Genomic DNA, 23,902 nt, shown 5'->3' on the forward strand with positions numbered 1-23,902 from the left:
TGTTATGAACCAGCCCGTAATCACGTTATGGTCCGATGCAGATTTCTTTTCTCCCTATGTTCTGAGCGCGTATGTGGCGCTGGCCGAAAAAGGACTGTCATTTACGCTAAAGACGGTGGATCTGGACGGCGGTGAACATCTGAAACCCCAGTGGCAGGGCTACGCCCTGACCCGTCGCGTGCCGGTGCTGGACATTGATGGCTTCGCGCTGAGTGAATCGTCGGCGATCGATGAGTATCTGGAAGATCGGTTCGCACCGCCTGAGTGGGAGCGCATCTACCCTCACGATCTGCAAAAACGTGCCCGCGCACGTCAGATCCAGGCGTGGCTGCGCAGCGATCTGGTGCCGATTCGCGTGGAACGCTCCACGGATGTGGTGTTTGCCGGGGTGAAAAAACCGGCGCTGAGTAAAGACGGTGCGGCCAGTGCCCAAAAACTGATCGATACCGCGTCTTCTCTGCTGGCTCATGGTAATCCGAATTTATTCGGCGAGTGGTGTATTGCCGATACCGATCTGGCGCTGATGCTGAACCGTCTGATCCTCAATGGAGATGAGGTGCCTCAGCTGCTGGTGGATTATGCCGCGTTTCAGTGGCAACGCGCCTCAGTGCAGCGCTATGTGGCACTCTCCGCTAAGCGGGCGGGCTGATATAGCCTGACGCTTCAGGTATGATAGGGCAGTCTGATTTCCAGGGAGTGACTGATGAAACTGATGTTTGCGTCTGATATCCATGGTTCGCTGCCCGCGACCGAGCGTGTTCTTTCTCTGTTTGCTCAAAGCAGGGCGCAATGGCTGGTGATTCTGGGGGATGTGTTAAATCATGGTCCGCGCAATGCGCTGCCGGAAGGCTATGCACCGGCGCAGGTAGCGGAAAAACTCAACCAGTATGCTTCGCGCATTATCGCCGTTCGCGGTAACTGCGACAGTGAAGTGGACCAGATGTTGCTGGATTTTCCCATCACTGCCCCCTGGCAACAGGTGCTGATGGAAAATAGCCGTCTGTTCCTGACCCATGGTCATCTTTTTAGCCCGGAAAATCTCCCGGCACTGGCGGCTGGCGATGTCCTGGTTTACGGTCATACTCATATTCCGGTGGCAGAAAAACGCGGCGAGATATATCACTTTAACCCCGGTTCGGTCAGCATACCGAAAGGTGGAAATCCAGCAAGCTATGGCATGCTCGATGAGAATACGTTAAGCGTAATCGCACTTAATGATCAGCAAGTTATTGCGCAAATAGCGATTAATCCGTAAGTTACACCTCAACTGCAAACGCGCCGAAAGAGCGCTTAGACGAGAAGGTTTCCCGATGGTGGAGCAGAGTCATTTGGCAAGTACAGAGTGGGTTGACATTGTCAACGAAGAGAATGAAGTGATCGCGCAGGCCAGCCGCGAACAAATGCGCGCGGAGCGTCTGCGTCACCGTGCGACATACATCGTTGTGCATGACGGGATGGGCAAAATTCTGGTTCAGCGCCGCACGGACACCAAAGATTTTCTCCCTGGTATGCTGGATGCAACTGCAGGCGGCGTTGTTCAGGCGGATGAAGTTCTGCTGGACTCCGCGCGTCGTGAAGCGGAAGAAGAGTTAGGGATTGCCGGCGTGCCGTTTGCCGAGCATGGTCAGTTCTATTTCGAGGACGAGCATTGCCGCGTCTGGGGCGGGCTGTTTAGCTGCGTTTCCCATGGCCCGTTCGCCCTGCAGGAAGAAGAAGTGAGCGAAGTGAACTGGATGACGCCGGAAGAAATTACCGCGCGTTGCGACGAGTTCACCCCGGATTCGTTAAAAGCGCTGGCGCTGTGGATGACCCGCAACGCTAAAAACGAATCCACGAAAGCGGAAAAAGAGGAAGAGGCGGAGTAAGCCTCAACAGCTCTCCCGCAGACACAGGCTGGACGCGATAGGTTTATGATCGCGCCAGTCTCCATCATTCAGACGTTCCAGTAACGCGCGTCCCGCTTCAATCCCAATCTTACGATGTGGCACAGCCATGGTCGTCAGCGGTGGCTGACAGACCCGGCTGACGTCGCTATCGCCAAAACCCACCACGGCCAGATCGTCCGGTACTTTTATACGCCGACGCTGGCATTCATAAAGTGCTCCGCAGGCCAGTTCATCCGACACGCACACCAGTGCATCCAGCTCCGGCCACGCCAGCAGGAACTCCGGCAGTTGCGCCGCACCCGTGGAAAAACTCGGTGGCATGGCGGCGTTAATCACCCGGTTTGGTGACATATGGTGGCGAAGCATCGCTTTGTACCAGCCCTGTAAATGCTGCTGGAAAATCCACTGCTCCTGGTTAGCGCACAGCAGGCCAATATTCTGGTAGCCGCGCTTAATAACCATCTCCGTCAGTTCGTACATCGCCGCGACGTTATCAATCCCGATATTCATATCGATAGGATCGGCGCGCATGGCCCCCATTTCCATGACCGGAATGGAGGCGTTTTTCAGCCAGTGGCGGACAGTATCGGAGTGTTCAACGCTGAGCAAAATCGCAGCGGCAATGTTCGACGCCAGCAGCGTCTCCAGCAATTTTTCTTCCTGCTCGAGTCGATGCTGTGATTCGGCCAGCATGATCTGGTAGCCGGCAGGCTGCAGCACCTGCTGAAGCCCGGCGAACATCTCCGAGCAACCGGATTCGGAGAGATTAGGAACGACCATCGCAATCGTCCATGACGATGCCGAGGCCAGCGCGCTGGCAGCGAGATTAGGCATGTAACCCAATTCCTGTACAGCGGCTTCTATTTTTTCTCGCAGTTTATCGGAAACCTGTTCAGGCGTGCGGAGTGCACGGGACACGGTCATCGTGCCCACCCCGGCAAGCTGTGCGACATCGGCGAGTGTCACTTTACCGGTACTGCGCCGTTTTCGGGTTAGAGACATACACCTTCCTGCTGACCAGACGCGTTTTTATTATCATCCTTCGTTTCACGTGAAACGCAGTATACGCCTTAAATCCCTTTTTTTGCTGTGAATTCACACCATGATTACAATTTGATAGCGCTATCACACTTCTGAATGTTAGCGATTGGTAGCGCTATCTTTGTGATCCCGATCGCAGTCAATATGGGATGTGTTGAATAAAGTTTGCTCATCTCTTGCATTGTGGCGGGACGGAGAAATGCTGAAAAAGTGGATATATGATACAACCATCACGCTGCAGGAGAGCGTGGAAAGCTGGCCGCAGGCGCTGGAAATATGCGCGAAACCGTTGCTGGATCTGCAGGTGATTGGCCCGGAATACGTGACGGCCATCATTGAGCAGCATCATGCATTAGGACCTTATTATGTGCTGGCACCAGGGCTGGCCATGCCGCATGCGCGGCCGGAAGAGGGGGCCAAAGGATTAGGCCTCTCATTATTAAAACTGAAAAAGGGAGTCTCTTTTGGTGCCGGTGAGTTCGATCCCGTGGATGTTATTATTATGCTCGCGGCGCCGGATAAACATAGCCATATCGACATGATCTCTGCCCTCGCTGAATTATTTTCCAGCGACGACGATATGGCTGAATTGCATCAGGCGAATACCCTGGAGGACATTAAAACGATTATTGACCGCTTCTGATTTAATTCTCTCATCCGATTTATCACAACATTACGTTTAGCGTGATGGGGCGTGCTCTACTCAAAAAAAGGGGACAACAATGAAAATTATGGCTATTTGCGGTTCAGGCCTGGGCAGTAGTTTTATGGTCGAAATGAATATTAAAAAGGTGCTCAAGAAGCTGGCCATTGACGCCGACGTTGAACACTCCGATCTCTCCTCGGCAACGCCGGGTGCCGCCGATCTTTTCGTGATGGCGAAGGACATTGCCGCCAGTGCCAGCGTGCCGGAAAGCCAGCTGGTGGTGATCAACAACATCATTGATATCAACGAACTCGAAGCGCAGCTCCGCGCCTGGTTCGACAGACAATAATCCTGATAAGGCGAGGTGGATATGTTTATCCTTGAAACGCTGAATTTCGTTGTTGATATATTAAAAGTCCCGTCGGTTCTGGTGGGCTTAATAGCCTTAATTGGCCTGGTCGCTCAAAAGAAATCTTTTTCTGATGTGGTGAAAGGGACCATTAAAACCATACTCGGTTTTATTGTGCTTGGCGGCGGGGCTACGGTGCTGGTTGGGTCATTAAATCCGTTAGGCGGAATGTTTGAACACGCCTTTAATATTCAGGGCATTATTCCCAATAACGAGGCAATTGTTTCCATTGCGCTGGAGAAATACGGTGCCTCTACCGCGCTGATTATGGCATTCGGTATGGTGGCAAATATCATTGTCGCCCGCTTTACGCGTCTGAAGTATATCTTCCTGACCGGGCATCACACCTTCTACATGGCATGCATGATTGGGGTCATCCTCACCGTGGCGGGCTTTGAGGGCGTTGGTCTGGTCTTTACCGGGTCGCTGATCCTCGGTCTGGTAATGGCCTTCTTCCCGGCGCTGGCGCAGCGTTACATGAAGCGCATTACCGGCAACGATGACATTGCTTTTGGTCACTTCGGTACCCTGGGCTATGTTCTCTCCGGCTGGATTGGCAGCAAGTTCGGCAAAGGCTCTCGCTCGACTGAAGAGATGAACCTGCCGAAGAACCTGAGCTTCCTGCGCGACAGCTCTATCTCCATCTCGCTGACCATGATGATCATCTACCTGATCATGGCGGTGAGCGCCGGGCGTGACTACGTTGAGGCGACCTTTAGCGGCGGTCAGAACTACCTGGTCTATGCCATCATCATGGCCATCACGTTCGCCGCGGGGGTGTTCATCATCCTGCAGGGTGTGCGCCTGATTCTGGCGGAAATCGTCCCGGCCTTTACCGGCTTTTCTGAAAAACTGGTGCCGAATGCACGTCCGGCTCTGGACTGCCCGGTTGTCTATCCGTATGCGCCAAATGCGGTGCTGATTGGCTTCCTGTTCAGCTTCCTTGGCGGGCTGGTGGGTCTGTTTATCTGTGGGCAGTTCAGCTGGGTGCTGATTCTGCCTGGTGTGGTGCCGCACTTCTTCACCGGCGCTACCGCGGGCGTGTTTGGTAACGCCACCGGGGGACGTCGTGGAGCGATGATTGGTGCGTTTGCCAACGGCCTGCTGATCACCTTCCTGCCGGTTCTGCTGCTGCCGGTGCTGGGGGCAATTGGATTTGCCAATACCACGTTCTCAGACGCTGACTTTGGCGCTGTCGGGATCGTGCTGGGTAACCTGGCGCGCTTCCTGTCGCCGCTTGCCATCACCGGCCTTGTTGTGGCGTTGTTCGCACTGCTGGTGGCGTACAACGTATTCGCTAAAAACAAATCTGCGGGCGATAACGCGCAGGAAAACACCGGAGCCAAATCATGAATGAGAATGAGATAACCCATCTGGCGCGTCAGATCCGCCTTGAAACGCTGAAAGCGCTGACCGAGCTGGGCTTTGGTCACTACGGCGGCAGTATGTCGGTTGTTGAAACCCTGGCCGTGTTGTACGGCGCAGTGATGAAAATTGACCCAGCCGACCCGGACTGGCCAGAGCGTGACTACTTTGTCTTGTCAAAAGGACATGCTGGTCCGGCGCTGTACAGCACCCTGGCGATCAAAGGTTACTTCCCGATGGAAGAGCTGAGCACGCTGAACCAGAACGGTACGCGGCTGCCGAGCCATCCGGACCGGCTAAAAACGCGCGGGGTGGATGCCACCACCGGCTCGCTGGGGCAGGGGATTTCCATCGCCGGTGGAATGGCGCTGTCGCATAAGCTGGCGGGACGCCCCAACCGGGTTTTCTGTATCGTCGGCGACGGCGAGCTGAACGAAGGGCAGTGCTGGGAAGCGTTCCAGTTTATTGCACACCATCGACTGAATAGCCTGACGGTATTCGTTGACTGGAACAAACAGCAGCTTGATGGCGAACTCGACGACATTATCTGTGCGTTCGATCTGGAAGGAAAATTCCGTGCCTTCGGGTTTGACGTGGTGACGGTGAAAGGAGATGACATTCCGGCACTGCTGGAGGTGACATCGCTGGTTCCGGCGGCGGATGCTCGCCCGCTGGTGGTGATCCTCGACAGTATCAAAGGGCAGGGCGTGCCGTATCTGGAGCAACTGAGTAACTCGCACCATCTGCGATTAACCGCCGAGAGCAAGGCGGCCCTCAACGAGACGATTCGCCAACTGGAGGCTTCACATGATTAAGGTTGCACCTGCAGGTCAGAAAGACGCCGTCGAGATGCGTAAAGTCTACGCGGGGTTTGTGGCACAGCAGATTGAAGCCGGGAGCGACATTATCGCCCTCGAGGCGGATCTGATGAGCTCAATGGCGATGGATGGCGTGGCACGTGATTATCCGCAGCATGTGATTAACTGCGGCATCATGGAAGCGAACGTTATGGGGACGGCGGCGGGGCTGTCGCTGACCGGACGCAAGCCGTTCGTGCATACCTTTACCGCCTTCGCCAGCCGTCGCTGTTTCGACCAGCTGTTTATGTCCCTGGACTACCAGCGTAACAATGTGAAGGTCATTGCTTCAGATGCCGGCGTGACGGCCTGTCATAACGGCGGCACGCATATGTCGTTTGAAGATATGGGCATCGTGCGGGGGCTTGCCCATTCGGTGGTGCTGGAGGTAACGGATGCGGTGATGTTTGAAGATGTACTGCGCCAGCTTATTGACCTCGAAGGTTTCTACTGGGTGCGTACCATCCGTAAGCAGGCCCCGAGCGTGTATGCGCCGGGTTCGACATTTACGCTTGGCAAGGGCAACGTACTGCGCGAAGGCAGTGATATCACCCTGATTGCCAACGGCATTATGGTGGCGGAAGCGCTTGAAGCGGCGCGTCAGCTCGAACAGGAGGGCGTCAGCGCCGCGGTGATCGACATGTTTACCCTTAAGCCGATTGACCGGATGCTGGTGAAAAACTACGCCGAGAAAACCGGACGTGTCGTGACCTGCGAAAACCACAGCATTCATAACGGGCTGGGATCGGCAGTGGCGGAAGTGCTGGTGGAAACCTGTCCGGTGCCGATGCGCCGGGTGGGCGTGAAGGAGCGTTACGGCCAGGTGGGGACACAGGACTTCCTGCAGAAGGAGTATGGCCTGACGGCACACGACATTGTGTCGGCGGCGAGGGAGTTGTTGTAAATAAAAAAGGCGACCCTCGGGTCGCCTTTTTAGTCAGTAACGTATTACTGCTGTTGTGAAGACTGGATCGCGGTCAGAGCGATGGTGTAGACGATATCGTCAACCAACGCGCCACGGGACAGGTCGTTCACAGGTTTGCGCATACCCTGCAGCATTGGCCCGATGGAGATCAGGTCTGCAGAACGCTGTACCGCTTTGTAGGTGGTGTTACCGGTGTTCAGATCCGGGAAGATGAACACGGTAGCGCGACCCGCAACCGGTGAGTTCGGTGCTTTGGATTTCGCAACGTCAGCCATAACCGCAGCATCATACTGCAGTGGACCGTCGATCATCAGGTCAGGACGTTTTTCCTGCGCCAGACGTGTCGCTTCACGGACTTTCTCTACATCGCTACCTGCACCAGAAGTACCGGTGGAGTAGGAGAGCATTGCCACGCGAGGTTCAATACCGAAGGCAATCGCGGAATCGGCAGACTGAATAGCGATCTCAGCCAGCTGCTCTGCAGTTGGATCCGGGTTGATCGCACAGTCACCGTAAACGTAAACCTGTTCAGGCAGCAGCATGAAGAACACGGAAGACACCAGAGAACTGCCTGGCGCCGTTTTGATCAGCTGCAGCGGTGGACGAATGGTGTTCGCCGTGGTGTGAACCGCACCGGAAACCAGACCGTCAACTTCGTCCTGCTCCAGCATCAGCGTGCCCAGCACAACGTTGTCTTCAAGCTGCTCACGCGCAACGGCTTCGGTCATGCCCTTGCTCTTACGCAGCTCAACCAGACGTGCAACGTAGCTTTCGCGAACCACTTCCGGGTCGACGATTTCAATGCCTGCACCCAGCTCAACGCCCTGAGAGGCAGCAACGCGGTTAATTTCATCCGGGTTACCCAGCAGCACACAGGTCGCGATGCCGCGCTCTGCACAGATGGCAGCCGCTTTAACGGTACGTGGTTCGTCGCCTTCTGGCAGAACAACACGTTTGCCCGCTTTACGCGCCAGCTCGGTCAACTGGTAACGGAAGGCCGGAGGAGACAGACGACGGCTGCGCTCGGAGGTCGCCGTCAGGGATTCAATCCAGTCTGCGTTGATGTAGCCCGCAACGTATTCCTGCACTTTCTCGATACGCTCATGGTCATCAACCGGCACTTCCAGGTTGAAGCTCTGCAGGCTCAGAGAGGTCTGCCAGGTGTTGGTGTTCACCATAAAGACTGGCAGGCCAGTGGCGAACGCACGCTCGCACAGCTTGCTTACGCGTGGATCCATCTCGTAAGCACCGGTCAGCAGAATGGCGCCGATTTCCACACCGTTCATCGCGGCCAGGCACGCAGCAACCAGCACGTCAGGACGGTCAGCGGAGGTCACGAGCAGAGAGCCTGCGCGGAAGTGTTCCAGCATGTGCGGAATGCTACGCGCACAGAAGGTCACAGACTTCACGCGGCGGGTATTGATGTCGCCTTCGTTAATCACGGTAGCGTTCAGGTGACGCGCCATGTCGATTGCACGGGTAGCAATCAGGTCGAAGCTCCATGGCACCACGCCCAGTACTGGCAGCGGGCTGGAATCCTGCAGAGTCGCCGGATCAACTTTAACCACTTTCGCTTTAGAAGAGTCATCGAAGATTTCGGACAGGTCAGGACGGGTACGACCTTGCTCATCAACCGGTGCGTTCAGTTTGTTAACGATAACGCCAGTGATGTTGGTATTTTTCGCGCCGCCGAAGCTGCTGCGGGTCAGTTCGATACGCTCTTTCAGCTGTTCCTGGTTATCGGTACCCTGGGACATGACGAACACGATTTCCGCATTCAGCGTTTTCGCGATTTCGAAGTTCAGAGACTGAGCGAACTGGTGTTTGCGGGTCGGGACCAGGCCTTCAACCAGCACCACTTCCGCGTCTTGCGTGTTAGCGTGATAGTTGGCGATGATCTCTTCCATCAGCACGTCTTTCTGGTTGCTGGAGAGCAGAGATTCAACGTGGCTCATCTTCAGCGGTTCAGCCGCTGGCAGATTGGAGTTCTTACGCACGATGGTGGTGGTCTGGTCTGGCGCATCGCCACCGGCACGAGGCTGGGCGATAGGCTTAAAGACGCTCAGACGAACGCCTTTGCGTTCCATAGCACGGATAACGCCAAGGCTGACGCTGGTCAGACCGACGCTGGTTCCGGTAGGGATCAGCATAATAGTACGGGACACGGTTTATCCTCTTTCGTTACCGCCGACAGGGGGCGGGCTACAAAACAGCACCGCCAGCATTGCTGGCGGTGTGGAATCAGGCAGTCAGGCGGTGCGCGTCTTGCGCGATGACCAGCTCTTCGTTAGTTGGGATAACGATAGCCGGACGGGTGCCTTCTTTGTTGATGAAGCCAGACTTGCCGAAGCGGGCAGCCAGGTTACGCTCGTGGTCAACTTCGAAGCCCAGAACGCCCAGTTTACCCAGGGACAGTTCACGAACCATTGCCGCGTTCTCACCGATACCACCGGTGAAGATAACCGCGTCCAGACGACCGTCCATCAGCGCAGTGTAAGAGCCGATGTACTTCGCCAGACGGTGGCAGTAAACGTCCATTGCACGTTTAGCGTCTGCTTTTTCTGCGTAGTTGTCTTCAACATAACGGCAGTCGCTGGTGACTTCGGTCAGACCCAGCAGGCCAGACTCTTTGGTCAGCATTTTGTTGATCTGATCAACGCTCATGCCCAGGGTGTCGTGCAGGTGGAAGATGATCGCCGGGTCGATGTCACCGGAACGGGTACCCATCACCAGACCTTCCAGCGGGGTCAGACCCATGGATGTATCAACACATTTACCGTTGCGGATAGCAGAAACAGAACCACCGTTGCCCAGGTGGCAGGTGATGATGTTAACTTCTTCAACCGGCTTGTTCAGCACTTTAGCGGCTTCCTGAGTCACATAGAAGTGGCTGGTGCCGTGTGCGCCGTAGCGACGAACGCCGTGCTCTTTGTAGAGGCTGTACGGCAGGGCATAGAGGTAAGATTCTTCCGGCATGGTCTGGTGGAACGCAGTGTCGAACACAGCCACGTTTTTGTCTTTCAGCTGCGGGAAGGATTTCAGCGCTTCAGCGATACCGATCAGGTGAGCTGGGTTGTGCAGCGGTGCGAAAGAGGCAGAGTCTTTAATGCCCTGGATAACCGTTTCGTCGATAACGACGGAACGGGTGTATTTTTCGCCGCCGTGGACGATACGGTGACCAATCGCAGTCAGCTGAGCAGACAGTTCTGGTTTTTGTGCCAGAATAGTGTTAACGATAAAGTTCAGCGCTTCACTGTGAGCGGCGCCTGCACCTAAAGCCGCTTCCTGTTTGCTGCCGTCCATCTTCCACTTGATACGTGCTTCAGGCAGATGGAAACATTCGGCCAAACCAGAGAGGTATTCGTCACCGTTGAGCGCATCGATGATGGCGAATTTCAGTGAGGAGCTACCGCAGTTCAGAACCAGTACTAACTTACTCGACATGGAAGTACCTATTATTGATACGTGGCTAAAAAAACGTCAGGGAGTCTAAAAGCGTAACGCATAATGACTCAGACATTTATGATTAACATCATGCCAAACGAACATTGTGGCATGATGGAAGAAATACATATGATTTTATGCCATTTTGAACATTTTTCAGCCAATGGCATAATATGCGATAATTTGACGAGTTAATGGTTCTCGTCTAAGGGCCTATCAGGCTGGCACAGAATACCCGATACGGGGTGCTGATGACAAAATATTTTGAACGTTGTCATAGCCTGTTGTGGTTTTGCACGAAAATTTTAATTTTTATATGTGAAGTTGAGGTACAGCCATGTCGACACCAGAGAACCCGTCCGTGAATTTTTTCAGTCTGTTTCGTCGGGGACAGCATTACGCAAAGACGTGGCCAATGGAAAAGCGCCTTGCGCCCATGTTTATTGAGAACCGCACGATCCGCGCCACGCGCTATGCGATTCGCTTTATGCCACCTGTCGCCATCTTTACGCTCTGCTGGCAAATCGCGCTGGGCGGGCAGCTTGGCCCGGCCGTTGCGACGGCACTTTTCGCGTTAAGTCTGCCGATGCAGGGTCTGTGGTGGTTAGGTAAACGTTCTATCACGCCACTCCCGCCTTCTATTTTACACTGGTTTTATGAAGTTCGCGGGAAACTGGAGGAAGCCGGGCAGGCGCTTGCCCCGGTCGAAGGCAAGCCCGATTACCAGGCGCTGGCTGACACGCTCAAGCGCGCTTTTAAGCAACTCGACAAAACATTCCTCGATGACTTGTGATTGATCATCGAAACGACGAATAAAAGAAGGCACAGTAACTCACCGTTACCGTGTCTTTTTTTTACAGTGCAATGCGCTACAGGAGTCGAAAGATGGAAATGACCCATGCTCAACGTCTGATTTTGTCCAACCAGTACAAAATGATGACTATGCTTGATCCCGATAACGCTGAGCGCTACAGCCGCCTGCAGACAATCGTCGAACGTGGCTTTGGTTTGCAGATGCGTGAACTGGACCGCGAGTTTGGTGAGATGAAAGAAGAAACCTGCCGCACCGTGATCGACATTATGGAAATGTATCACGCCCTGCATGTTTCCTGGACCAATCTCAAAGATCAGCAGTCCATTGACGAACGTCGCGTCACCTTCCTGGGCTTTGATGCCGCAACGGAAGCGCGTTATCTGAGCTATGTGCGTTTTATGGTGAACACGGAAGGGCGCTATACCCATTTTGACGCGGGCACACACGGCTTCAATGCGCAGACCCCAATGTGGGAAAAATATCAGCGCATGCTGAGCGTCTGGCACGCCTGCCCGCGCCAGTACCATTTAAGTAACAATGAGATTCAACAAATTATTAATGCCTGACGGAGGTGCTTGTGCAGTGTAGAGGTTTTCTGTTTGATTTGGACGGTACGCTGGTGGATTCGCTGCCGGTTGTGGAGCGTTCATGGTGCCATTGGGCGGACAGACATGGCATTGACCATCAGGAAGTACTGAATTTTATCCATGGCAAACAGGCCATAACCTCATTGCGGCACTTCTTAGCAGGACGTTCTGAGGAAGAGATTCAGGCGGAGTTCAGCTATCTTGAGCACATTGAAGCCACCGACACGGATGGCATTACAGCGCTGCCGGGGGCGCGTGAACTGCTTGAACATCTGAACGAAGCCCAAATCCCGTGGGCGATCGTCACCTCCGGCTCGGTGCCCGTTGCCCATGCTCGTCATAAGGCCGCAGGGTTACCGACGCCCGAAGTGTTTATCACGGCAGAGCGCGTGAAGCGCGGCAAGCCTGAACCGGATGCCTTTTTACTCGGTGCCGAACTGCTTGGCCTGGCACCAGCCGATTGTGTGGTGGTGGAGGATGCGGCAGCAGGCGTCCTGGCGGGGTTGAACGCCGGAAGCCACGTCATCGCCGTTAACGTTCCGGCGGGGTCACCCCGCCTGAACGAGGCGGATCTGGTGCTTAACACGCTGACGGCCATTAACGTTGCGAAGGCACCGGACGGAGTTGTAACCGTCTCGCTTAAAATGTAATCCCATGATATAGCCCCACATTGTTGGGGCTTTTTTGTGGCAAAATTTTGTCTCCTCCACTGACAAGGATATGTTGTGAACGGTGAACTGATTTGGGTCCTGAGCCTGCTTTTAATCGCCATCCTTCTCTTTGCCTCAGGCAAGGTGCGCATGGATGCCATCGCCTTGTTTGTCATCGTTGCCTTTGTGCTGAGCGGTACGCTCACGCTTCCGGAGGCTTTCTCCGGATTTAGTGATCCCAACGTTATCCTGATTGCCGCCCTGTTTATTATTGGCGACGGACTGGTGCGCACCGGCGTGGCGACCATTATGGGGTCGTGGCTGGTCAAGGTGGCCGGCAACAGCGAAACCAAAATGTTGATCTACCTGATGCTGACGGTTGCCGGGCTGGGGGCGTTTATGAGCTCCACGGGCGTCGTCGCCATCTTTATCCCGGTGGTGCTGAGCGTCTCCATGCGGATGCAAACCTCGCCGTCGCGCCTGATGATGCCTCTGAGCTTTGCCGGTCTTATCAGCGGGATGATGACGCTGGTGGCGACCCCACCGAACCTGGTCGTCAACAGTGAGCTAATCCGCGAAGGGTTTGAAGGCTTTAGCTTTTTCAGCGTGACCCCACTTGGACTGGTGATTCTGGTGCTGGGTGTGGTCTACATGCTGTTAACCCGTTTTGCCCTGAAGGGGGAAAAACAGGATAAAAGCAAAGACGGCTGGAAACGACGGACCTTCCGCGATCTGATCAAAGAGTATCGTCTGACCGGGCGAGCGCGCCGTCTGGCTATCCGCCCTGGCTCGCCCCTCATTGGCCAGCGTCTTGACGACCTGAAGCTGCGCGAGCGCTATGGCGCGAACGTGATCGGCGTAGAGCGCTGGCGTCGTTTTCGGCGGGTGATTGTTAACGTCAACGGGGTGTCGGAATTCCGTGCACGCGACGTTTTGCTGATTGATATGTCCACCGCCGATGTCGATTTGCGCGAGTTTTGCAGTGAACAGTTGCTGGAACCCATGGTGCTACGTGGGGAGTATTTCTCAGACCAGGCGCTGGATGTCGGCATGGCCGAAGTGTCGCTGATCCCGGAATCAGAATTACTGGGTAAAACCGTGCGCGAAATCGGCTTCAGGACCCGCTATGGGCTAAACGTGGTGGGCTTAAAGCGTGATGGCGTGGCGATGGAAGGGGCGGTAGTGGATGAGCCTATCCTGCTCGGTGATATCTTCCTCGTCGTCGGCAACTGGAAACTGATCGGTCAGCTCGGGCAGAAAGGCCGCGACTTTGTGGTACTTAATATGCCGGTTGAAGAGAGCGATGCTTCTCCGGCGCACAGCCAGGCACCGCATGCGATTTTTTGCCTGGTGTTGATGGTCGCACTGATGCTGACTGACGAAATTCCAAACCCCATTGCGGCCATTATCGCCTGTCTTCTGATGGGGAAATTCCGCTGTATTGATGCCGAAAGTGTCTACAAAGCCATTCACTGGCCGAGCATCATTCTGATTGTCGGGATGATGCCCTTTGCCCTGGCGTTACAAAAAACCGGTGGGGTGGATTTGATCGTCAAGGGACTCATGGACGCAGGCGGTGGATACGGGCCTTACATGATGCTGGTCTGCCTGTTTATCATGTGCGCCACGATAGGCCTGTTTATCTCCAATACGGCCACGGCAGTCCTGATGGCACCCATTGCACTGGCGATGGCGAAATCAATGGGGGTTTCGCCGTACCCGTTTGCCATGATCGTCGCTATGGCGGCATCTGCAGCGTTTATGACTCCGGTCTCGTCACCGGTCAATACGCTGGTGCTTGGCCCGGGAAATTACAAATTCAGTGATTTTGTGAAGATAGGCGTGCCCTTCACCGTGCTGGTGATGGTGGTGTGCGTGATACTGATTCCCGTACTGTTCCCGTTTTAAACCCTGATGCCGGGTAGCGATGACGCGACCCGGCATACCGTCAGAGAGGGGAGTCCTGACTGATCTCGTCCAGCGACAAATGGAAGCTCGGCACAAACACCTGCATGAAATAATCCATCTCTTCGCTGCGGCGTGATTCCAGCGTTTTTTCCAGACGCGTTTTCGCCAGCAGAAATTCGTTATTCCCCGCGGACAGCTCTTCCAGACATTTCAGGTAAGCGCATAGCGCATCCGCCTGCTTAACCAGCAATTTTTCCTCTTCCGTGTACTGATGCTCATCAATCAGCGGCTCAAAAATATCGCGCAGCTCGTCCGGCACCATGTCGATCAGTTTCTGCTGAGCAATCTTCTCAATGGCCTTATATTCCTGGGCTATCTGCGAGTTGAAATATTTCACGGGTGTCGGTAAATCCCCGGTCAGCACTTCCGAGGCATCGTGATACATCGCCAGCAGGGCAATACGCTCAGCATTAACCTGCCCGTTGAATTTCCGGTTTTTAATGGCAGCCAGAGCGTGAGCGACCATCGCAACCTGCAGACTGTGCTCCGACACATTCTCAGTGCGGACATTGCGCATCAGCGGCCAGCGGTTGATCAGTTTAAGGCGGGAGAGGTGGGCAAAGAAATGACTCTGACTCATAGGTTACCTTTTGTCTTCACTGCGACAGACTTCATTGTGCGGGGAGGGGAGGCAAGATGCAAATCAGGCTACCGAAGTAGCCTGATTTTAAGATTACTGGTGGTAACCTGAGAGGAAACGTCCAAAGCGGCTGATGGCCATCTCGAGGTCATCTTCACGCGGCAGGGTAACGATACGCACGTGATCCGGCCACGGCCAGTTAAAGGCGGTACCCTGCACCAGCAGCACTTTTTCCTGCAGCAGGAAATCGAGCACCATCTTCTGGTCGTCATGAATATTAAAGCGTTTCGCGTCGATTTTCGGGAACATGTAGAGCGCGCCGTTCGGCTTCACGCAGGAGACGCCTGGAATATCGTTGATAAGCTCCCACGCGCGGTTACGCTGCTCATATAAACGCCCGCCCGGCACGATAAACTCGCTGATGCTCTGATAGCCGCCGAGTGCGGTCTGGATAGCATGCTGCGCCGGCACGTTGGCACATAAACGCATAGAGGCGAGCATTTCCAGCCCTTCAATATAGCCTTTCGCATGTTTTTTCGGGCCGTTTAAGACCATCCAGCCCTGACGGAAACCGGCCACGCGGTAGGTTTTAGAGAGACCATTAAAAGTCACGGTCAGCAGGTCCGGAGCCAGTGCGGCGATAGAGTGGTGCTGCGCCGCGTCATACAGGATCTTGTCGTAAATTTCGTCGGCAAAGATGATCAGGTTGTGCTGGCGGGCGATCTCCACGATCTCCATCAGCAGCTCTTTTGAGTAGACCGCGCCCGTTGGGTTGTTCGGGTTAATAATGACGATGCCGCGCGTGCGTGGGGTAATTTTCGCGCGAATATCATCGAGATCCGGGAACCAGTCAGAAGACTCATCGCAAAGATAGTGCACGGCTTTACCGCTGGACAGGGATACGGCCGCCGTCCACAGCGGATAATCCGGCGCGGGAACCAGCATTTCGTCACCGCTGTTCAGCAGCGCCTGCATGGCCTGCACGATCAGCTCAGAGACACCGTTGCCGATATAGATATCTTCAACGGTAACATCACGCATATCGCGCGCCTGGTAGTGCTGCATGATGGCTTTTCGTGCGGAGTAAAGTCCTTTTGAATCGCAATAGCCTTGCGCAGTGGGCAGGTTGCGGATCACATCAACCAGAATCTCATCCGGCGCTTCAAAACCAAATGGCGCAGGGTTACCAATGTTGAGTTTCAGAACCTTATTGCCTTCTTCTTCAAGGCGTTTAGCCTCTTTCAGAACCGGGCCACGGATGTCGTAACAGACGTTATCTAGCTTGCTGGATTTTTCGATAGGGGACATGAACCTTTAACCTTTTCGCGATTGTTGCCACTCCCTGCCGTGGAAGTCAGCACGGAATAATGTACTCCCCCCTCGCTTCGTTTTGAAGGGCGGGCAGGAGAAGATTTTGTGGAGTGAATGAAAATGGGGTGAATCTTTTTCGCTATCAGCGAACAATTTAACTGACGTAAAGTAAGGTTAATGGTGTGAAAGTAGGTTTATTGTGCTGTTAAATAATATAAAAGTTGTATATTGTGCTGATAAAAATAAATAATATCCGCAACCTGCGTGGCAGTTACGCTGAGTGACCTTTCGTAAAACCTGAATGCTTCGTTACGTGGCGTTGTAATAGTGTGCATTGGCTAAAAGTTACTCATGTGAAATTAATGTTAAATGTTATTAATGAATGGCCTTAATCTAAATTAAAATTTATTTATTATTAACCAACAAAATGCAACTTTAGTTAATTTTAATAAAATTAGTTGAGAAGCTTAACAACCCTCATAAATCCTCAATATTGCAATAAGACTTATAAATAAAGTGGATTTGGGTTAAGATGTCTTTCAGGAAAGCTGGGCACAGATACATATGTTTTGTATTTGTGGAACAGGTTTTCTGAATTAATTGATTGTTATTGTTAGAGTTATCTCTGGCCGGAATGGGTTAAACATCTCCTGCTACGTTGACAGCACTGCGAGAAAGATGGCAGAAAGGGTGTATCACCCTTAATGGAATTTACATAAACCTGCAAACATCTAAATATCCTGAACGTTTAAGAGAATAAAAATAACGTCATGAAACGTGCTTTCTGACTGTTGATATTAAAACAGCACAATAACTATCTGTCAGGCAGTCTGCCGGGCCGGGATGCGAGGGAAAACCTTCAGAGGGAATTGCTTAACTGTTACACACACAGCTTCAACCCGGGCAGCTCCGCACGAGCAACCTGAAAGTGAAAAGATATGATAAATGCAAATCGTCCGATAATGAATCTCGACCTCGATCTGCTGAGAACGTTTGTTGCGGTCGCCGATCTCAACACTTTTGCAGCTGCTGCTGCCGCCGTTTGCCGAACCCAGTCCGCCGTTAGCCAGCAAATGCAACGGCTGGAACAACTGGTTGGTAAAGAGCTCTTTGCCCGTCACGGGCGTAATAAGCTCTTAACGGAACACGGTATTCAGCTTCTGGGTTATGCCAGGAAAATACTTCGCTTTAATGACGAAGCATGTATGTCATTAATGTATAGCAACCTGCAAGGGGTGCTAACGTTAGGTGCGTCTGATGAGTCAGCAGACACAATATTGCCATTTCTTCTCAATCGAATTAGTTCGGTTTATCCGAAGCTTGCGCTGGACGTTAGCGTAAAACGAAATGCTTTTATGATTGAGATGTTAAATGAGAATAAGGTCGATCTGGTGGTGACCACGCACCGTCCAGGGCAATTTAATTGCCTGACGTTGCGCACGTCTCCGACGCATTGGTATTGCGCTGCTGAATATGTGCTGCAAAAAGGTGAGCCAATTCCATTGGTATTACTGGATGATCCGAGTCCGTTCCGCGATATGGTGTTGGCGGCGCTCAATGAGGCCAATATTCCATGGCGTCTGGCTTATGTGGCTTCCACATTGCCAGCGGTACGTGCTGCCGTGAAAGCGGGGCTTGGAGTAACGGCCCGTCCGGTCGAAATGATGAGCCCGGATCTGCGCGTACTGGGTAAATCAGATGGTCTTCCTGCTTTGCCTGATACGGAGTATCTGCTCTGCCACAATACGTCCAGCAATAACGAACTGGCGAAAGTCGTGTTCGAGGCGATGGAAAACTACCATAATCCATGGCAGTTCGAACATGTTACCTCCGAAGGGGGGGATGATTCCCTGATCGTTGAAGGGGACTTTGAGTGATCGACAGCTCAAAATTCTGGTAACAATTTGTAAATGTAAAAAAAAGCCACTCACGCGATTTTCGCCTGCAGTGGCTTTTTTTTGGCAGTAATACCCGCGATCACCGCGTGGATTTTTAGGATAGTGTCTATTTATCAGTGAGATAAATGCTTTTGTTCAAATGTTGTGCGTTTCCCGTTCAGTCTCCCTCCAGCTCGCCTCGATGTTAATAAAACAGGAAATATGTTGCTGGTTTTTTGGGTGAATTAACAAAAGCGTGTCTCAGATCAAGAAAATACTCCTATTTGGGGGGAGGAATCGTTGGCAAATCCTGTCAAAATAGGAGGGTTATTTTTTTTACTTCCAAAACGGACACGATTCAACAACATGCATTTGACGTAAACTCAGGTACCCACCAGGGTTAAAGGGCACCAAATGTTAATGAGAATCGCTCGATGTAATTTAATGTGAAGAAACCTTTGTTAAAGTTGACAAAAGGTTATAGAAAGGAGTAAAAAACCCCATCATTTTGCTGTCTACGTCTCATTTCTGACAGTTAGTGTAAGGTTTTTCGTTCCTCCCCATGAATCGATGTGATGCCCATCTGCCAGCAAGAGCAGTGTCGTAGGTATCACTTTTGATGAGTAAGCAATGAGTATGTCAACATCCACAGAAGTCATCGCTCATCACTGGGCATTCGCAATCTTTCTTATTGTAGCCATTGGCCTGTGCTGCCTGATGTTAGTCGGCGGCTGGTTCCTGGGCGGTCGCGCCCGTGCAAGGCACAAGAACACACCTTTCGAATCAGGTATTGATTCAGTAGGTTCCGCTCGCTTACGCCTGTCTGCCAAGTTCTATCTGGTAGCCATGTTCTTCGTCATCTTTGACGTGGAAGCGCTTTACCTTTTCGCATGGTCAACTTCCATCCGCGAAAGTGGTTGGGTGGGCTTTGTCGAGGCCGCAATTTTCATTTTAGTGTTACTGGCCGGTCTGGTTTATCTGGTGCGTATTGGCGCGCTTGACTGGACGCCTGCGCGTTCACGTCGTGAACACATCAACCCGGAAAACAGTATCTCTAATCGTCAGCAGTAACAGCGAGGCAATAAGATGGATTATACGCTCACCCGCATAGATCCTAACGGTGAGAATGACCGTTACCCCCTGCAAAAACAGGAGATCGTAACCGACCCCCTGGAGCAAGAAGTCAATAAAAGCGTGTACATGGGCAAACTCGAGCATGCCATGCACGATATGGTCAACTGGGGTCGTAAGAACTCCATCTGGCCTTACAACTTTGGCCTTTCTTGCTGCTACGTTGAAATGGTGACGTCATTCACTGCGGTGCATGACGTTGCGCGTTTTGGGGCAGAGGTACTGCGTGCTTCCCCACGTCAGGCTGACCTGATGGTGGTGGCAGGTACATGCTTTACCAAGATGGCACCTGTTATTCAGCGTCTGTATGACCAGATGCTGGAGCCAAAATGGGTTATTTCCATGGGCGCATGTGCAAACTCTGGCGGTATGTACGACATTTATTCCGTCGTACAGGGCGTAGATAAGTTTATTCCAGTGGATGTTTACATCCCGGGTTGTCCGCCGCGTCCGGAAGCTTACATGCAGGCGCTGATGCTGCTGCAGGAGTCTATCGGTAAAGAACGTCGTCCGCTCTCCTGGGTGGTTGGCGATCAGGGTGTTTACCGCGCCAACATGCAGTCTGAGCGCGAGCGTAAACGCGGCGAACGTATTGCAGTAACCAATCTGCGTACGCCTGACGAAATTTAATTTGCGCCTGTGGGCATGGAGTTAACCTTCGCATATCACTACTCAAATAGCGCGAAGCCACGCCCTACAGTCACCACGGACCATTTGCAATGGTGAACAATATGACCGACTTAACCGCGCAAGAAGCCGCCTGGCAAACACGGGATCATCTGGATGACCCTGTCATTGGCGAACTGCGCAACCGTTTTGGGCCGGATGCCTTTACTGTTCAGGCGACCCGCACCGGGGTACCCGTTGTTTGGGTGAAGCGTGAGCAATTACTGGAAGTGGTCGATTTCCTCAAGAAATTGCCAAAACCTTACGTCATGCTGTTTGACTTACACGGCATGGATGAACGTCTGCGTACGCACCGCCAGGGTCTCCCTGCTGCGGATTTTTCCGTTTTCTACCACCTGATCTCAATAGACCGTAATACGGATATCATGCTCAAGGTGGCATTGTCTGAAAACGACATGCATCTGCCGACGATCACTAAACTTTTCCCGAACGCTAACTGGTATGAGCGTGAAACCTGGGAAATGTTCGGGATGACCTTCGACGGCCACCCGCATCTGACGCGCATCATGATGCCGCAGACGTGGACCGGCCACCCGCTGCGTAAAGACTACCCGGCACGTGCAACTGAATTCGACCCGTTTGAGCTGACGAAAGCCAAGCAGGATCTGGAGATGGAAGCGCTGACCTTCAAGCCGGAAGACTGGGGCATGAAACGTGGGACGGAAAACGAGGACTTCATGTTCCTCAACCTCGGTCCAAACCACCCCTCTGCGCACGGTGCTTTCCGTATTATTCTTCAGCTTGATGGCGAAGAGATTGTCGACTGCGTACCGGACATCGGTTACCACCACCGTGGTGCTGAGAAGATGGGCGAGCGTCAGTCCTGGCACAGCTACATTCCGTATACCGACCGTATTGAGTACCTCGGCGGTTGCGTAAACGAAATGCCTTACGTGCTGGCCGTTGAGAAACTGGCAGGTATCACCGTACCGGATCGCGTTAACGTCATCCGCGTGATGCTCTCCGAACTGTTCCGTATCAACAGCCACCTGCTGTATATCTCCACGTTCATTCAGGACGTTGGCGCGATGACCCCGGTCTTCTTCGCCTTTACCGATCGTCAGAAAATCTACGATCTGGTAGAAGCCATCACCGGTTTCCGTATGCACCCGGCCTGGTTCCGTATCGGCGGTGTGGCACACGATCTGCCGCGCGGCTGGGAGCGTCTGCTGCGTGAATTCCTCGACTGGATGCCAAAACGTCTGGCTTCATACGAGAAAGCCGCACTGCGTAACACCATCCTGAAAGGCCGTTCCCAGGGCGTTGCAGCCTACGGTGCGAAAGAAGCGCTGGAGTGGGGTACGACAGGTGCGGGTCTGCGCGCAACCGGTATTGATTTCGACGTGCGTAAAGCCCGTCCTTACTCTGGCTATGAGAACTTCGACTTCGAAGTCCCGGTTGGCGGCGGTGTTTCCGACTGCTACACCCGCGTGATGCTGAAAGTTGAAGAGTTGCGCCAGAGTCTGCGCATCCTTGAGCAGTGCCTCAACAACATGCCGGAAGGCCCGTTCAAGGCGGATCACCCGCTGACGACGCCGCCGCCGAAAGAGCGCACGCTGCAACATATCGAAACCCTGATCACCCACTTCCTGCAGGTTTCCTGGGGTCCGGTCATGCCGGCGCAAGAATCCTTCCAGATGATTGAAGCGACCAAGGGTATTAACAGTTACTACCTGACCAGTGACGGCAGCACCATGAGCTACCGTACCCGCGTGCGTACACCAAGCTTTGCGCACCTGCAGCAGATCCCGTCCGCCATCCGCGGCAGTCTGGTCTCCGACCTGATTGTGTATCTGGGTAGTATCGATTTTGTTATGTCAGATGTGGACCGCTAATTATGCACGAGAATCAACAACCACAAACCGAGGCTTTTGAGCTGAGTGAAGCAGAACGTGCCGCTATTGAGCACGAGATGCACCACTACGAAGACCCGCGTGCGGCGTCCATTGAAGCGCTGAAAATCGTACAGAAACAGCGTGGTTGGGTGCCGGATGGGGCGATCTATGAGATCGCAAAAGTGCTGGGCATTCCGGCAAGTGACGTAGAAGGCGTAGCCACGTTCTACAGCCAGATCTTCCGTCAGCCGGTGGGTCGCCATGTGATCCGCTACTGTGACAGCGTGGTTTGTCACATTACCGGTTATCAGGGCATTCAGGCAGCGATTGAGAAAAAGCTCAATATTAAGCCAGGCCAGACCACGTTCGATGGCCGCTTTACGCTGCTGCCAACCTGCTGCCTGGGGAACTGCGACAAGGGGCCGACCATGATGATTGATGAGGATACTCACAGTTATCTGACGCCGGAAGCCATTCCTGACCTGCTGGAGCAGTACAAATGAAAACTGTAATTCGTACTGCTGAAACTCATCCACTGACCTGGCGTCTGCGTGATGACAAACAGCCGGTATGGCTCGACGAATACCAGAGCAAAAACGGCTATGCCGGTGCGCGTAAAGCCCTGGGCGGCATGGCGCCGGACGACATCGTCAGTGCGGTCAAAGACGCTGGCCTGAAAGGGCGCGGCGGCGCAGGCTTTTCCACCGGTTTGAAGTGGAGCCTGATGCCAAAAGACGAATCCATGAACATCCGTTACCTGCTGTGTAACGCTGATGAAATGGAGCCGGGCACCTATAAAGACCGCCTGCTGATGGAACAGCTGCCGCACCTGCTGGTGGAAGGCATGCTGATCTCCGCGTTCGCGCTGAAAGCGTACCGGGGTTACATCTTCCTGCGCGGTGAATACATCGAAGCGGCTGAAAACCTGCGTCGCGCGATTGCCGAAGCCACTGAAGCGGGCCTGCTGGGTAAAAACATCCTTGGCACCGGTTTTGACTTCGAGCTGTTCGTGCACACCGGGGCAGGGCGTTATATCTGTGGTGAAGAGACCGCACTGATTAACTCCCTGGAAGGCCGCCGTGCGAACCCACGTTCCAAGCCACCGTTCCCGGCAAGCTCTGGCGTCTGGGGTAAACCGACCTGTGTAAACAACGTCGAAACCCTGTGTAACGTCCCGGCAATCCTCGCCAATGGCGTGGAGTGGTATCAGGGCATCTCGAACAGTAAAGATGCCGGTACCAAGCTGATGGGCTTCTCCGGTCGCGTGAAGAACCCTGGCGTCTGGGAACTGCCGTTTGGCACCACCGCACGTGAAATTCTTGAAGACTACGCTGGCGGCATGCGTGATGGCCTGAAATTCAAAGCCTGGCAGCCAGGCGGTGCAGGGACCGACTTCCTGACCGAGGCCCATCTTGATCTGCCGATGGAATTCGAAAGCATTGGTAAAGCAGGCAGCCGTCTGGGTACGGCGCTGGCGATGGCCGTCGACCACGAGATCGGCATGGTATCGCTGGTGCGTAACCTCGAAGAGTTCTTTGCCCGCGAGTCCTGCGGCTGGTGTACACCGTGCCGTGATGGTCTGCCGTGGAGCGTGAAGATCCTGCGTGCTATCGAACGTGGCGAAGGCCAGCCTGGCGATATCGAGACACTTGAGCAACTGTGTCGATTCCTGGGCCCCGGGAAAACCTTCTGTGCCCACGCACCAGGCGCCGTTGAGCCACTGCAGAGCGCGATTAAATATTTCCGCGACGAATTCGAAGCAGGCATCAAGCAGCCGTTCAGCAATACCCATGCCATCAATGGGATTCAGCCGAACCTGCTGAAAGCGCGCTGGTAAAACAGAATTTTGATTAACGCTCAGTTACGACTGAGCCAACTGGAAGCATGCT

General features: G+C 53.5%; 23 protein-coding genes. 18 read left to right on the forward strand and 5 right to left on the reverse strand.

What is annotated here, in order from left to right; all coding sequences use genetic code 11:
- Nucleotides 1-4 precede the first annotated feature (4 nt).
- Genes yfcF through yfcD form a run of 3 tightly spaced genes read left to right on the forward strand, consistent with a single transcriptional unit; the run spans nucleotide 5 to nucleotide 1,865 of the window.
- Nucleotides 5-649 carry a glutathione transferase gene (gene yfcF / locus QE396_RS01125; protein ID WP_049022765.1) on the forward strand — a complete coding sequence of 215 codons (645 nt, stop codon included), beginning with the start codon at nucleotides 5-7 and terminating at the stop codon, nucleotides 647-649.
- Nucleotides 650-703: 54 nt separating this feature from the next.
- A complete protein-coding gene (gene yfcE, locus QE396_RS01130; protein WP_050737137.1) occupies nucleotides 704-1,255 on the forward strand; it encodes a phosphodiesterase in 552 nt (183 codons plus the stop codon).
- 55 nt (nucleotides 1,256-1,310) lie between these two features.
- Entirely contained in the window at nucleotides 1,311-1,865 is a 555-nt protein-coding gene (gene yfcD / locus QE396_RS01135) for an NUDIX hydrolase YfcD (protein WP_014171016.1), read from the forward strand.
- Between the two features lie 3 nt (nucleotides 1,866-1,868).
- Here the strand turns inward: yfcD and QE396_RS01140 are convergent, their stop codons facing one another.
- Nucleotides 1,869-2,888, reverse strand: coding sequence for a LacI family DNA-binding transcriptional regulator (locus QE396_RS01140; RefSeq protein WP_014171015.1), 1,020 nt, complete (start codon nucleotides 2,886-2,888; stop codon nucleotides 1,869-1,871).
- Between the two features lie 238 nt (nucleotides 2,889-3,126).
- On the opposite strand from QE396_RS01140, the gene QE396_RS01145 reads away from it, so the two are divergent.
- The 5 genes from QE396_RS01145 to QE396_RS01165 all read left to right on the forward strand — a co-directional run bounded on the left by QE396_RS01145 (nucleotide 3,127) and on the right by QE396_RS01165 (nucleotide 7,108).
- The gene (locus tag QE396_RS01145; protein ID WP_025203579.1) at nucleotides 3,127-3,570 is read left to right on the forward strand and encodes a PTS sugar transporter subunit IIA; all 444 of its coding nucleotides are present in this window, start codon (nucleotides 3,127-3,129) and stop codon (nucleotides 3,568-3,570) included.
- A gap of 79 nt (nucleotides 3,571-3,649) precedes the next feature.
- Nucleotides 3,650-3,922 (forward strand): PTS sugar transporter subunit IIB, encoded by a 273-nt coding sequence (locus QE396_RS01150; RefSeq protein ID WP_014171013.1) that lies wholly within the window; start codon nucleotides 3,650-3,652, stop codon nucleotides 3,920-3,922.
- Between the two features lie 21 nt (nucleotides 3,923-3,943).
- The gene (locus QE396_RS01155; protein ID WP_020883137.1) at nucleotides 3,944-5,335 is read left to right on the forward strand and encodes a PTS ascorbate transporter subunit IIC; all 1,392 of its coding nucleotides are present in this window, start codon (nucleotides 3,944-3,946) and stop codon (nucleotides 5,333-5,335) included.
- Nucleotides 5,332-6,162: a transketolase gene (locus QE396_RS01160; protein WP_020883138.1), complete on the forward strand. Its 831-nt coding sequence runs from the start codon at nucleotides 5,332-5,334 to the stop codon at nucleotides 6,160-6,162. Before QE396_RS01155 ends, QE396_RS01160 begins: the two co-directional genes overlap by 4 nt.
- Entirely contained in the window at nucleotides 6,155-7,108 is a 954-nt protein-coding gene (locus tag QE396_RS01165) for a transketolase family protein (RefSeq protein ID WP_014171010.1), read from the forward strand. The genes QE396_RS01160 and QE396_RS01165 overlap by 8 nt, the downstream gene beginning before the upstream one ends.
- Nucleotides 7,109-7,152: 44 nt before the next feature.
- On the opposite strand, the gene pta is transcribed toward QE396_RS01165, so the two are convergent.
- Nucleotides 7,153-9,294: a phosphate acetyltransferase gene (pta, locus tag QE396_RS01170; protein WP_014171009.1), complete on the reverse strand. Its 2,142-nt coding sequence runs from the start codon at nucleotides 9,292-9,294 to the stop codon at nucleotides 7,153-7,155.
- Nucleotides 9,295-9,370: 76 nt separating this feature from the next.
- On the reverse strand, nucleotides 9,371-10,573 hold the full coding sequence (gene ackA, locus QE396_RS01175; RefSeq protein WP_014171008.1) for an acetate kinase: 1,203 nt from the start codon (nucleotides 10,571-10,573) through the stop codon (nucleotides 9,371-9,373).
- 337 nt (nucleotides 10,574-10,910) lie between these two features.
- On the opposite strand from ackA, the gene yfbV reads away from it, so the two are divergent.
- The 4 genes from yfbV to QE396_RS01195 all read left to right on the forward strand — a co-directional run bounded on the left by yfbV (nucleotide 10,911) and on the right by QE396_RS01195 (nucleotide 14,532).
- Nucleotides 10,911-11,366: a terminus macrodomain insulation protein YfbV gene (yfbV, locus tag QE396_RS01180; RefSeq protein ID WP_008502875.1), complete on the forward strand. Its 456-nt coding sequence runs from the start codon at nucleotides 10,911-10,913 to the stop codon at nucleotides 11,364-11,366.
- 92 nt (nucleotides 11,367-11,458) lie between these two features.
- Nucleotides 11,459-11,953: a YfbU family protein gene (locus QE396_RS01185; RefSeq protein ID WP_020883140.1), complete on the forward strand. Its 495-nt coding sequence runs from the start codon at nucleotides 11,459-11,461 to the stop codon at nucleotides 11,951-11,953.
- 11 nt (nucleotides 11,954-11,964) lie between these two features.
- Nucleotides 11,965-12,624: a sugar phosphatase gene (locus QE396_RS01190; protein ID WP_047356572.1), complete on the forward strand. Its 660-nt coding sequence runs from the start codon at nucleotides 11,965-11,967 to the stop codon at nucleotides 12,622-12,624.
- A gap of 75 nt (nucleotides 12,625-12,699) precedes the next feature.
- The gene (locus QE396_RS01195) at nucleotides 12,700-14,532 is read left to right on the forward strand and encodes an SLC13 family permease (protein ID WP_020883142.1); all 1,833 of its coding nucleotides are present in this window, start codon (nucleotides 12,700-12,702) and stop codon (nucleotides 14,530-14,532) included.
- 40 nt (nucleotides 14,533-14,572) lie between these two features.
- On the opposite strand, the gene yfbR is transcribed toward QE396_RS01195, so the two are convergent.
- Together yfbR and alaA are read right to left on the reverse strand one after the other, a co-directional pair.
- Nucleotides 14,573-15,172, reverse strand: coding sequence for a 5'-deoxynucleotidase (gene yfbR, locus QE396_RS01200; protein WP_014171003.1), 600 nt, complete (start codon nucleotides 15,170-15,172; stop codon nucleotides 14,573-14,575).
- Nucleotides 15,173-15,265: 93 nt separating this feature from the next.
- On the reverse strand, nucleotides 15,266-16,480 hold the full coding sequence (alaA, locus tag QE396_RS01205) for an alanine transaminase AlaA (protein WP_014171002.1): 1,215 nt from the start codon (nucleotides 16,478-16,480) through the stop codon (nucleotides 15,266-15,268).
- Between the two features lie 941 nt (nucleotides 16,481-17,421).
- Here alaA and lrhA point away from each other — a divergent pair.
- The 6 genes from lrhA (at nucleotide 17,422) to nuoF (ending at nucleotide 23,850) form a co-directional block, all read left to right on the forward strand.
- Nucleotides 17,422-18,360, forward strand: a complete 939-nt coding sequence (gene lrhA / locus QE396_RS01210; RefSeq protein WP_025203584.1) for a transcriptional regulator LrhA — start codon at nucleotides 17,422-17,424, stop codon at nucleotides 18,358-18,360.
- Nucleotides 18,361-18,990: 630 nt separating this feature from the next.
- Nucleotides 18,991-19,431: an NADH-quinone oxidoreductase subunit NuoA gene (gene nuoA, locus QE396_RS01215; protein WP_014171000.1), complete on the forward strand. Its 441-nt coding sequence runs from the start codon at nucleotides 18,991-18,993 to the stop codon at nucleotides 19,429-19,431.
- A gap of 15 nt (nucleotides 19,432-19,446) precedes the next feature.
- Nucleotides 19,447-20,121: an NADH-quinone oxidoreductase subunit NuoB gene (gene nuoB / locus QE396_RS01220; RefSeq protein ID WP_003861482.1), complete on the forward strand. Its 675-nt coding sequence runs from the start codon at nucleotides 19,447-19,449 to the stop codon at nucleotides 20,119-20,121.
- An 89-nt stretch (nucleotides 20,122-20,210) separates the two neighbouring features.
- Nucleotides 20,211-22,013 carry an NADH-quinone oxidoreductase subunit C/D gene (gene nuoC, locus QE396_RS01225; protein ID WP_014170999.1) on the forward strand — a complete coding sequence of 601 codons (1,803 nt, stop codon included), beginning with the start codon at nucleotides 20,211-20,213 and terminating at the stop codon, nucleotides 22,011-22,013.
- Between the two features lie 2 nt (nucleotides 22,014-22,015).
- The gene (nuoE, locus tag QE396_RS01230) at nucleotides 22,016-22,516 is read left to right on the forward strand and encodes an NADH-quinone oxidoreductase subunit NuoE (RefSeq protein WP_014170998.1); all 501 of its coding nucleotides are present in this window, start codon (nucleotides 22,016-22,018) and stop codon (nucleotides 22,514-22,516) included.
- Nucleotides 22,513-23,850, forward strand: coding sequence for an NADH-quinone oxidoreductase subunit NuoF (gene nuoF, locus QE396_RS01235; protein WP_014170996.1), 1,338 nt, complete (start codon nucleotides 22,513-22,515; stop codon nucleotides 23,848-23,850). The genes nuoE and nuoF overlap by 4 nt, the downstream gene beginning before the upstream one ends.
- Nucleotides 23,851-23,902 lie beyond the last annotated feature (52 nt).

This window comes from Enterobacter sp. SORGH_AS_0287 (assembly GCF_031453695.1).
GTDB lineage: Bacteria > Pseudomonadota > Gammaproteobacteria > Enterobacterales > Enterobacteriaceae > Enterobacter > Enterobacter ludwigii.

Bases quoted from the DNA above. Each gene is read 5' to 3' on its own strand.
- yfcF (WP_049022765.1), top strand. From the start codon at position 5: ATGAACCAGCCCGTAATCACGTTATGGTCCGATGCAGATTTCTTTTCT.
- yfcE (WP_050737137.1), top strand. From the start codon at position 704: ATGAAACTGATGTTTGCGTCTGATATCCATGGTTCGCTGCCCGCGACC.
- yfcD (WP_014171016.1), top strand. From the start codon at position 1,311: ATGGTGGAGCAGAGTCATTTGGCAAGTACAGAGTGGGTTGACATTGTC.
- QE396_RS01140 (WP_014171015.1), bottom strand. From the start codon at position 2,888: ATGTCTCTAACCCGAAAACGGCGCAGTACCGGTAAAGTGACACTCGCC.
- QE396_RS01145 (WP_025203579.1), top strand. From the start codon at position 3,127: ATGCTGAAAAAGTGGATATATGATACAACCATCACGCTGCAGGAGAGC.
- QE396_RS01150 (WP_014171013.1), top strand. From the start codon at position 3,650: ATGAAAATTATGGCTATTTGCGGTTCAGGCCTGGGCAGTAGTTTTATG.
- QE396_RS01155 (WP_020883137.1), top strand. From the start codon at position 3,944: ATGTTTATCCTTGAAACGCTGAATTTCGTTGTTGATATATTAAAAGTC.
- QE396_RS01160 (WP_020883138.1), top strand. From the start codon at position 5,332: ATGAATGAGAATGAGATAACCCATCTGGCGCGTCAGATCCGCCTTGAA.
- QE396_RS01165 (WP_014171010.1), top strand. From the start codon at position 6,155: ATGATTAAGGTTGCACCTGCAGGTCAGAAAGACGCCGTCGAGATGCGT.
- ackA (WP_014171008.1), bottom strand. From the start codon at position 10,573: ATGTCGAGTAAGTTAGTACTGGTTCTGAACTGCGGTAGCTCCTCACTG.
- yfbV (WP_008502875.1), top strand. From the start codon at position 10,911: ATGTCGACACCAGAGAACCCGTCCGTGAATTTTTTCAGTCTGTTTCGT.
- QE396_RS01185 (WP_020883140.1), top strand. From the start codon at position 11,459: ATGGAAATGACCCATGCTCAACGTCTGATTTTGTCCAACCAGTACAAA.
- yfbR (WP_014171003.1), bottom strand. From the start codon at position 15,172: ATGAGTCAGAGTCATTTCTTTGCCCACCTCTCCCGCCTTAAACTGATC.
- alaA (WP_014171002.1), bottom strand. From the start codon at position 16,480: ATGTCCCCTATCGAAAAATCCAGCAAGCTAGATAACGTCTGTTACGAC.
- lrhA (WP_025203584.1), top strand. From the start codon at position 17,422: ATGATAAATGCAAATCGTCCGATAATGAATCTCGACCTCGATCTGCTG.
- nuoA (WP_014171000.1), top strand. From the start codon at position 18,991: ATGAGTATGTCAACATCCACAGAAGTCATCGCTCATCACTGGGCATTC.
- nuoB (WP_003861482.1), top strand. From the start codon at position 19,447: ATGGATTATACGCTCACCCGCATAGATCCTAACGGTGAGAATGACCGT.
- nuoC (WP_014170999.1), top strand. From the start codon at position 20,211: ATGGTGAACAATATGACCGACTTAACCGCGCAAGAAGCCGCCTGGCAA.
- nuoE (WP_014170998.1), top strand. From the start codon at position 22,016: ATGCACGAGAATCAACAACCACAAACCGAGGCTTTTGAGCTGAGTGAA.
- nuoF (WP_014170996.1), top strand. From the start codon at position 22,513: ATGAAAACTGTAATTCGTACTGCTGAAACTCATCCACTGACCTGGCGT.